Source organism: Janthinobacterium kumbetense (assembly GCF_023703445.1).
GTDB lineage: Bacteria > Pseudomonadota > Gammaproteobacteria > Burkholderiales > Burkholderiaceae_D > Janthinobacterium > Janthinobacterium kumbetense.
This window is the reverse complement of the sequence record NZ_JAMQGR010000025.1, coordinates 1-9,195: the sequence shown is the minus strand read 5'-3', so window position 1 is coordinate 9,195 and position 9,195 is coordinate 1. Positions and strand designations below refer to the sequence as shown.

9 protein-coding genes are annotated in these 9,195 nt (G+C 63.2%); 8 read left to right on the top strand and 1 reads right to left on the bottom strand.

All coding sequences use genetic code 11. The features are described 5' to 3' along the window. Positions 1-191: 191 nt before the first annotated feature. Positions 192-854 (bottom strand): hypothetical protein, encoded by a 663-nt coding sequence (locus tag NCG91_RS27690; RefSeq protein ID WP_251352055.1) that lies wholly within the window; start codon positions 852-854, stop codon positions 192-194. Positions 855-978: 124 nt separating this feature from the next. On the opposite strand from NCG91_RS27690, the gene hisC reads away from it, so the two are divergent. From hisC to NCG91_RS27650, 8 genes are all read left to right on the top strand, one after another. Then, positions 979-2,034: a histidinol-phosphate transaminase gene (gene hisC / locus NCG91_RS27685; protein WP_251352053.1), complete on the top strand. Its 1,056-nt coding sequence runs from the start codon at positions 979-981 to the stop codon at positions 2,032-2,034. A 4-nt stretch (positions 2,035-2,038) separates the two neighbouring features. Next, positions 2,039-2,476: a GNAT family N-acetyltransferase gene (locus NCG91_RS27680; RefSeq protein WP_251352051.1), complete on the top strand. Its 438-nt coding sequence runs from the start codon at positions 2,039-2,041 to the stop codon at positions 2,474-2,476. Between the two features lie 63 nt (positions 2,477-2,539). Next, positions 2,540-3,409: an NAD(P)-dependent oxidoreductase gene (locus NCG91_RS27675; RefSeq protein WP_251352049.1), complete on the top strand. Its 870-nt coding sequence runs from the start codon at positions 2,540-2,542 to the stop codon at positions 3,407-3,409. 206 nt (positions 3,410-3,615) lie between these two features. Continuing rightward, positions 3,616-4,680: a YeiH family protein gene (locus NCG91_RS27670; protein WP_251352042.1), complete on the top strand. Its 1,065-nt coding sequence runs from the start codon at positions 3,616-3,618 to the stop codon at positions 4,678-4,680. Between the two features lie 16 nt (positions 4,681-4,696). Next, on the top strand, positions 4,697-6,001 hold the full coding sequence (locus NCG91_RS27665) for a D-amino acid dehydrogenase (protein ID WP_251352040.1): 1,305 nt from the start codon (positions 4,697-4,699) through the stop codon (positions 5,999-6,001). Further along, positions 5,998-6,813 (top strand): thiazole synthase, encoded by an 816-nt coding sequence (locus NCG91_RS27660; protein ID WP_251352038.1) that lies wholly within the window; start codon positions 5,998-6,000, stop codon positions 6,811-6,813. The genes NCG91_RS27665 and NCG91_RS27660 overlap by 4 nt, the downstream gene beginning before the upstream one ends. Before the next feature lie 82 nt (positions 6,814-6,895). After that, on the top strand, positions 6,896-7,906 hold the full coding sequence (locus NCG91_RS27655; protein ID WP_251352036.1) for a porin: 1,011 nt from the start codon (positions 6,896-6,898) through the stop codon (positions 7,904-7,906). A 226-nt stretch (positions 7,907-8,132) separates the two neighbouring features. Beyond that, a partial coding sequence (locus NCG91_RS27650) for a sulfoacetaldehyde acetyltransferase (RefSeq protein WP_251352033.1) occupies positions 8,133-9,195 on the top strand: 1,063 nt, incomplete at its 3' end.

The following is a 9,195-nucleotide window of genomic DNA, read 5'->3' as shown; positions in this document are numbered from 1 at the left end:
TGGGTTCGAATCCCACCCTCTCCGCCAGAATACATAAGAGAAGCTCCCGCAAGGGAGCTTTTTTTATGCCCACAACAAATGCCAGCCACCAGCGCATCAAACCCAGGTAGAAAAAACCGCCCAAAGCGCGCAGCGCAAGGCGTTTTTTCCTCCATTCAGACTTTGAAAGCCAGCGTCCCCACTACCGCAAGCTAGTGCACGAGCTTGGCCACCGCAAACGCGACGCCCGACATGGCAATGATCGTCCCCACGCACGACAGGATGACAGTCGACTTCGCCTCAGCCACATCTGACTTGGTCGCATAATTGGAGCGCATCACAGCGAGGTCCAGTTTCAAGCCACTGACATCCGTCTTGAGAACGCCGACATCGGTCTTGAGAGCAGCGACATCCGTTTTCAGACCAGCAACATCCACCTTGAGGCCAGTGACATCCGTTTTCAGACCAGCCACATCCACCTTGATGTCAGCCACATCGACCTTTACATCCTTTACGTCCAGTTTCACACTGGCCATGTCTTTTGCCAGTGCGTTGACTTGCTCGTCCATGGCGCAATCCTCCGTGCTTGTCACTGCATGCTCCTCGCTTTTTTCACCGCTGTCAAACAGTGTCCCGAGGGTATCGCGCATGGCTTTGCTATTGCTTGCCAAGCGTTGCGCCAGCGCCGTCACGCGCTGCAAGTCGGCCATTCCTTCGCCTTGTAGCTGCTCCGTGGCAGTCTGCAATTCCACGGTGATCTGCTCGCTGAGACTGGCTGCGACCTGCAGCCACGCATCGATTTTGCGCTGGCGTGACTGTTGCGTCAGCGCGCCATGCCGCACCTGCGTATCGCTCAGCTTGTGCATGCTGTTCATGCTGCGTCCTCTTCGCGTTGGGGCCGATGCCGCCTACGCTACTCCTCGCCGATGGTGTCCGCCTTGACCCCGCTCACCCTATGGTAATCTACCGTATCCCCATCCTGCCCCCACCAATAAAGCAATGAGCCGATTCTGGAGCACCATCGTCAGCGAGCTGACCCCCTACATCCCGGGCGAGCAACCGAAACTGCCCGGCCTGGTCAAACTCAACACCAACGAAAACCCCTACGGCCCGTCACCGCAGGTGCTGGCCGCGCTGCGCGCAGCGGCCAACGACAGCCTGCGCCTGTATCCGGACCCTTCCGCCAGCGAACTGAAGCAAACCCTGGCCACTTACCACGGACTGAGCAGCGCGCAAGTGTTCGTCGGCAACGGCTCCGACGAAGTGCTGGCGCTGGCCTTCATGGCCTTGCTCAAGCACGATGCGCCGCTGCTGTTCCCGGACATCAGCTACAGCTTCTATCCCGTGTATTGCAAGCTGTACGGCATCGATTACCGCACGGTAGCGCTCGACGAGTCCATGCGCATCCGTCCGCAAGACTACCAGGGGCCGTGCGGCGCCATCATCTTCCCCAATCCCAACGCGCCGACAGGCGTGGACTTGCCGCTGGCCGGCGTGGAAACCATGCTGCGCGACCATCCCGACGCCGTCGTGGTGGTCGATGAAGCGTATGTGGATTTTGGCGGCGAGAGCGCCGTGTCCCTGGTCGAGCGTTATCCGAACTTGCTGGTGGTGCAGACGTTCTCGAAGTCGCGCTCCTTGGCCGGCTTGCGCGTGGGCAGTGCCTTCGGGCATCCGGACCTGATCGAGGCGCTGGAGCGGGTGAAGAACAGTTTCAATTCGTATCCGCTGGACCGGCTGGCGCTGGCCGGTGCCGTCGCGTCGCTGCACGACGAAGCGTATTTCCAGCAGACGCGCCAGGCCGTGATCGCCAGCCGCGAACAGCTGACGGCGGACTTGGCGGCGCTGGGCTTCGAGGTGCTGCCCTCGGTGGCCAATTTCGTCTTTGCCCGCCACCCGCAGCATGACGCGGCGCAACTGGCCGCCGGCTTGCGCGCCCGCTCCGTGATCGTGCGCCATTTCAACGCGCCGCGCATCAGCCAGTATTTGCGCATCAGCATCGGCAACCCAGCCGAATGCGCAGCCCTGGTGGCGGCGCTGCGCGACCTGCTGTGACGCCATGCTGACCTTCTTGCCTGCCAGCCTGGCCGATGGCGAGGCGCTGGCCAGCCTGCGCGTGGCTGCCATGCGCGCAAGCCTGGAGCGCATCGGCCGCTATGATCCGCAGCGGGCGCGCGATCGTTTCCTGGCCACTTTTGATCCAGCCCGTACCTGGCAGTTGCGCCATGACGACACGCTGGCCGGCTTCTATGTGTTGCGGCCGCAAGCGGACTATCTGTTGCTCGACCACCTCTACCTGGCGCCCGGCTACCAGCGGCAAGGCATGGGCGCGGCCGTGCTGGCGCGCGTGTTTGCCGAGGCCGATGCGGCCCGCCAGAGCGTGCGCGTGGGCGCCTTGCGCGGCAGCGAGGCGAACCGCTTCTATGTGCGTCACGGCTTCGTGCCCGATGGCGAGGAAGAGTTCGACCTGTATTATCGGCGCGCCCCCGCGCCTTGATGCTGCCGGCGGCGACTGTTTGTGCAACAATAATCGGATTCATTCATCGACAGGACGGACAATATGGCAAAAGTGGCATTCATCGGTTTGGGCGTCATGGGTTTCCCCATGGCAGGTCACCTGGCTGCGGGCGGGCACGACGTCACCGTGTACAACCGCAATCCGGCCCGCGCGGCCGCCTGGCTGGGACAGCACAAGGGCAGCAGCGCCGCCACGCCGGCCGCCGCCGCTGCAGGCGCCGAGTTCGTGTTTACGTGCATCGGCAACGATAATGATCTGTATCAAGTCATCCTGGAAGAGGGCGGCTTGCTGTCCGCCATGGCGCCGGGCAGCATCCTGATCGACCATACAACGGCTTCCGCCGAAGCGGCGCGCACCATCCATGCGGCGGCGAAAGAGAAGGGCGTGTTCTTCCTCGACGCGCCCGTGTCCGGCGGCCAGGCGGGCGCGGAAAACGGCAAGCTGACCGTGATGGTGGGCGGCGATGCGGAAGCGTATGCAAGGGCCGAGCCCGTCATCGCGCTGTTCTCGCGCGCCGTCACCTACATGGGTGCTTCCGGTTCCGGCCAGCTCACAAAAATGGTCAACCAGATCTGCATCGCGGGCCTCGTGCAAGCCTTGAGCGAAGGCATCGCCTTTGCGGAAAACGCGGGCCTGGACGCGGCCCTCGTCGTCGACGTGATTTCCAAGGGCGCGGCGCAGTCGTGGCAGCTGGAAAACCGGGGCAAGACCATGATCGAGCGTAAGTTCGACTTCGGCTTCGCCGTCGACCTGATGCGCAAGGACCTGGGCATCTGCCTCGCCGAAGCCAAGCGCAACGGCAGCGACTTGCCCGTGACGACCTTGACGGACCAGTTCTATGGCGAAGTGCAGCAGGCGGGCGGCAACCGCTACGATACCTCCAGCCTGATTACCCGCCTGAACAAAAAGTAAGTTTTTAACTTCTCGGTAGAGAGCGGCGCGTCCCTGCAAAGGGCCGCGCCGCTTGTCGTTTACGCCAGCATTAACCTTAAAACGTCAGTTTCCGGAACATCAGGTTTCGATTTTCATGGAAAAGCATGGACTTCGCTAGCTCATCGTGTATTATTAAAAAACGAGATGAAATGTCCCAATTTTTAAAACATTATGAGCGGACCCGCATGAAAACCAACTCCTCAGCGATAACACGCGTTGTCGACAAGAACATTCCCTACCTGTCTTCCGCCGTCGCCATCTGGCGCCCCCGCGCCGTGCTGCGCAGCTGGCCCGGCGTGGCCATCGCGCTGGTGATCGCCCTGTCGGCCACCTTTATTTCCAGCAATTACGGCGGCCCCCAGTTGCTGTACGCGCTGTTCTTCGGCCTGGCCTTCCACTTCCTCGCGTCCGATCCCACCTGCAAGCCCGGCATCGAGTTTTGCAGCAAGGTGCTGCTGCGCACGGGCGTGGCCCTGCTGGGCGCGCGCATCACGTTCAATCAGATCGCTTCCGTGGGCGTGACGCCCTTATTGATCGTCGTCGGCGGCCTGGTCGCCACCCTGGGTTTCGGCTATATGCTGGCCAGGTGGCTGAAACGGCCCATCACGGAAGGGATTTTGTCGGGTGGTTCCGTGGCCATCTGCGGCGCCTCGGCCGCGCTGGCCATCTCGGCCGTGCTGCCGCAAACCAAGGAAAACGAAAAATTCACGCTGCTGACGGTGGTGGGCGTGACGTCGCTGTCGACCCTGGCCATGATCGTCTACCCGCTGCTGGTCAAGCTGCTGGGCTTTGACCCGACGGAGGCGGGCGTATTCATCGGCGGCACCATCCATGATGTAGCGCAAGTGGTGGGCGCCGGCTACCTGGTCAGCAACCACACGGGCGACGTGGCCACCTTCGTGAAACTGACGCGCGTCGCGTGCCTCGTGCCCGTCGTGCTGGGCCTGTCGATCATGTTCAAGCGCAAGGATGGCAAGAGCGAAGTCGATGCGCCGCCGCTCGTACCGTTCTTCCTGATCGGCTTTGTCTGGCTCGTCATCACGAACAGCTTGGGCCTGATTCCGCAGGAAGTGAATGGCTGGATCAACAATGCCTCGCGCGCCTGTCTCGTCATCGCCATTGCCGCGCTGGGCGTGAAAACGTCGTTCCAGTCGCTGGCCTCGCTGGGCTGGCGTCCCGTGATCATGCTGGTGATGGAAACGGTGTGGATCGCCGCCTTCGTCGCCATCGCCGTCCTGCTGACGCGCTGAGCGAACCGGGCCCGCCATGAAGATCCTCGTCCTCGGCGCCGGCGTGGTCGGCACGGCATCGGCCTGGTATTTGCGCCAGGCGGGCCACGACGTGCGCGTGCTCGAGCGCCAGGCGGGCGCGGCGCAGGAAACCAGCTTCGGCAACGGCGGACAGATTTCCGTCTCGCATGCGGAGCCGTGGGCCAACCCTGCCACCCTGCGCAAGGTCGTGCGCTGGCTGGGCAAGGACGATGCGCCGCTGCTGTTCCGTCCTCGCCTGGATGCGCTGCAATGGCAGTGGGCCTTGCACTACCTGCGCGAGTGTTTGCCGTCGAGGGTGGCGCGCAATATGCGCCAGATCGTCGCCCTGGCCGAGTACAGCCGGCAGAGTTTGCAGGCACTGCGGCGCGAGACGGGCATCGCGTATGACCACCTGGAGCGGGGCATCCTGCATTTTTATACGGACCAGCAAGAGTTTGACAAATCGCAAGCGGGCGCCGCGCTGTTGCGCGACCTGGGCTGCCCGCGCAACACCGTCAGCGCCGATGAAGTGATACGGCTGGAACCGGCCCTGGCCCACGCCCGCCGGCACATCGTCGGCGGCGATTTCACGGCCAGCGACGAGTCGGGCGACGTGCACCTGTTTACCACGGCGCTGGCCGCGCGCGCCGCGGCGGCCGGCGTGGATTTCCAGTACGGCACCACCGTGACGCGCCTGCTGGCGGACGGCGAACGCATCACGGGCGTGGAATGCATCGATGTGCACGGGCGCCACTGCCTGGAATACGCGGACGCCGTGGTGGTGGCCATGGGCAGCTTTTCCGCGCCCTTGCTGCAGCCGCTGGGCATACGCTTGATGCTGTATCCGGGCAAAGGTTATTCCGCCACGTATCCCATCCTTGACCCATCCGCCGCGCCGACCGTCTCGCTGACGGACGACGGCCACAAATTGGTGTTTTCGCGCCTGGGCGAGCGCCTGCGCGTGGCGGGCACGTGCGAGCTGAACGGCTACACGCGCGAACTCAATCCCGTGCGCTGCGCCGCCATCACGCGCCGCGTGCAGGCGTTGTTTCCCCACGCCTGCGATTACAGCGACCCCGTGTACTGGGCCGGCTTGCGCCCCCTGACGCCGTCGAACGTGCCCTACATCGGCACCACGCGCTACCGCCAGCTGTTCCTCAACACGGGTCACGGCACCCTGGGCTGGACCATGGGCTGCGGCGCGGGCAGGGCGATCGCCGACCTCGTGTCGGGACGCCAGCCGGAGGTCGATTTTGCGTTTTGCGGCGAGCCGCCCCGGCAAGAGACCGCTTTGGTTCAACTTAGGAGAGCACCACGATGAGAGACGACGCCACCCCCAGCCAGCCACCCGGCGGCCTGACCCTGGCCGGCACCACCTACCAGTCGCGCCTGCTGGTGGGCACAGGTAAATACAAGGATTTCGAGGAAACGCGCCTGGCCATCGAGGAGAGCGGCGCCGACATCGTCACGGTGACGATCCGCCGCGTGAATATCGGCCAGGAAAAGGGCGAGCCGAACTTGCTCGACTTCATCCCGCCCTCGAAATACACGATTCTGCCCAACACGGGCGGCTGCTACAACGCGCGCGACGCCGTCTACACCTTGCAACTGGCGCGCGAGTTGCTGGGCGGCCACCCGCTGTGCAAGCTGGAAGTGCTCGGCGATGAAAAGACCTTGTTCCCGAACATGCCGGAAACCCTCAAGGCGGCCGGGGAGCTGGTGCGCGACGGCTTCCATGTGATGGTGTATTGCAGCGACGATCCCATCCAGGCGCGCATGCTGGAAGACCTCGGCTGCATCGCCGTCATGCCGCTGGCCTCCCTGATCGGTTCGGGCATGGGTATTTTGAATCCGTGGAACTTGTCGCTGATCATCGAGCAAGCCCGTGTGCCCGTGCTGGTTGACGCAGGCGTGGGCACGGCGTCGGACGCGGCCATCGCCATGGAACTCGGCTGCGACGGCATCCTGATGAATACCGCCATCGCGGCGGCGCGCGAACCGATCCGCATGGCGCGCGCCATGAAACTGGCAGTGCAGGGCGGGCGCGAGGCTTACCTGGCCGGACGCATGCCCCGGAGAGCGAACGCCATGAGCGCTTCACCCTCGTCGCCGATGGCCGGGCTGATCGCCTGAGCCGCCGCATTTATCCGTAGTTGCAGCACCGTTGTTGATTCTTGTTGAAGTACCCATAAAAACCACAATACCTGGAGATGACATGAAACACACACTCGTAGCGGCAGCCATCCTGGCTTCCTTTCTTGCCGGCAACGCCAGCGCCCAATCGTCCGTCACCGTGTACGGCTTGCTCGACGCGGGCCTGACGTCCGAACACGGCGGCGCGGACGGTTCCGTCACCAAGCTGGCCACCGGCGTGCAGTCGGGCAGCCGCATCGGCTTCAAGGGCACGGAAGACCTGGGCAATAATTTAAAGGCCAACTTCTTGCTGGAAAACGGCCTCGACGTGGATACGGGCGCCAACCGCCAGGGCGCCTTGTTCGGGCGCAAGGCTTACGTGGGCCTGTCGGGCGGCTTCGGCGCCGTGAACCTGGGCTTGCAGCACAACCCGCTGTTCACCGCGCTGGACAATATCGACCCGTTCGAGACGGGCATGACGGGCGCCTCGATCAACCTGATGAGCGTGGCCAGCCTGCGCACGAAAAATTCCATCATGTACGAGACGCCGAAGGTGAACGGCTTGTCGGCCGCCGTCATGTACGGCCTGGGCGAAAAGCCGGACAGCAACACCCTGGGCCGCACCATCGACTTTTCCATCGACTACGCCAACGGCCCGCTCGTGCTGACCCTGGCCCACGACAACCGCAAGGATACGCCGCTGAACACGGCGAAAGTCACCTTGCTGGGCGGCACCTACGACTTCGGCCCCGCCAAGCTGCACGCCGCGTATGAGACGGACAAGGACGATGCGGGCACGGATTTCCGCAACTACATGCTGGGCGCGTCGGCCCCCGTGGGCGCGGCGGGCAGCGTGATGGCTTCGTACATCCGCAAGGATGACCGCACGAATGCGCGCCGCGGCGGGCGCCAGCTGGCCATCGGCTACACCTATGCCTTGTCCAAGCGCACGAATCTGTACACCTCGTACGGCCGCATCAGCAACGATGGCGCGGGCACCAATTTCGTTGGCGATGCCTCAAGTGGCGGCAGCGTGCCCTTGCCTGGGCATAACTCGAGCGCCTTCACGGTCGGCATGCGCTTGAAGTTCTAAGCGCGGCGCAGAAGGAGAACGATGGCGGCTTGTCTGTTGCGGATAAGCCGCCATTGTTGTTTCAGGAGTGGACCTAAGTCACGGATTCCGGATTCAGGAATGAAACAGTCCGATTTTTCATGAAATTTCATTGACAGCGCATTTCGCAACCGTTAAATTGAACACGTATTTCAAATATCGGAACAAAATATACCGATTTTTCATAAAACCGTAAGGAGACTGAGCCATGACCGATTTGTCCGACCAAAAAGCCGCCGCAGCAGCCGCTACCGCAGCAACCCCGGTGGGCCCGCAAAAGATGACGCCTTCCGAAGCGTTCGTGGAAACCCTGGCCGCCAATGGCGTGACCGACATGTTCGGCATCATGGGCTCGGCCTTCATGGACCCGATGGATATCTTCGCGCCCGCCGGCATCCGCCTGATCCCCGTCGTGCACGAGCAGGGCGCCGGCCACATGGCCGACGGCTATGCCCGTGTCTCGGGCCGCCATGGCGTGGTCATCGGCCAGAACGGCCCCGGTATCAGCAATTGCGTCACGGCCATCGCCGCCGCCTACTGGGCGCACACGCCCGTCGTGATCATCACGCCGGAAACGGGCACGATGAGCATGGGCCTGGGCGGCTTCCAGGAAGCGAACCAGTTGCCGATGTTCGAAGAATTTACGAAATATCAAGGCCACGTGACGAATCCTGCCCGCATGGCCGAATTCACGGGCCGCTGCTTCGACCGCGCCATGTCGGAAATGGGTCCGACGCAACTGAACATCCCGCGCGACTATTTCTATGGCGAAATCAAGGCGGAAATCCCGAAACCGAACCGCCTGGACCGCGGCGCCGGCGGCGAGCAAAGCCTGAACGATGCGGCGGAATTGCTGGCCAAAGCCAAGTTCCCTGTGATCATCTCGGGCGGCGGCGTCGTCATGGGCGAAGCGATCGAAGAGTGCAAGGCCCTGGCCGAGCGCCTGGGCGCACCCGTCGTCAACAGCTATCTGCACAATGACTCGTTCCCCGCCAGCCATCCGCTGTGGTGCGGCCCGCTCGGCTACCAGGGTTCGAAAGCGGCGATGAAACTGATCGCCCAGGCCGACGTTGTCGTGGCCCTCGGTTCGCGCCTGGGCCCGTTCGGCACCCTGCCGCAGCACGGCATGGATTACTGGCCAAAGAACGCGAAGATCATCCAGATCGACGCGGACAACAAGATGCTGGGCCTGGTCAAAAAGATTTCGGTGGGCATCTGCGGCGACGCCAAGGCGGCCGCCAAGGCGATTATTGCCCGCCTGGATGGCAAGC

Bases quoted from the DNA above. Each gene is read 5' to 3' on its own strand.
- NCG91_RS27690 (WP_251352055.1), bottom strand. From the start codon at position 854: ATGAACAGCATGCACAAGCTGAGCGATACGCAGGTGCGGCATGGCGCG.
- hisC (WP_251352053.1), top strand. From the start codon at position 979: ATGAGCCGATTCTGGAGCACCATCGTCAGCGAGCTGACCCCCTACATC.
- NCG91_RS27680 (WP_251352051.1), top strand. From the start codon at position 2,039: ATGCTGACCTTCTTGCCTGCCAGCCTGGCCGATGGCGAGGCGCTGGCC.
- NCG91_RS27675 (WP_251352049.1), top strand. From the start codon at position 2,540: ATGGCAAAAGTGGCATTCATCGGTTTGGGCGTCATGGGTTTCCCCATG.
- NCG91_RS27670 (WP_251352042.1), top strand. From the start codon at position 3,616: ATGAAAACCAACTCCTCAGCGATAACACGCGTTGTCGACAAGAACATT.
- NCG91_RS27665 (WP_251352040.1), top strand. From the start codon at position 4,697: ATGAAGATCCTCGTCCTCGGCGCCGGCGTGGTCGGCACGGCATCGGCC.
- NCG91_RS27660 (WP_251352038.1), top strand. From the start codon at position 5,998: ATGAGAGACGACGCCACCCCCAGCCAGCCACCCGGCGGCCTGACCCTG.
- NCG91_RS27655 (WP_251352036.1), top strand. From the start codon at position 6,896: ATGAAACACACACTCGTAGCGGCAGCCATCCTGGCTTCCTTTCTTGCC.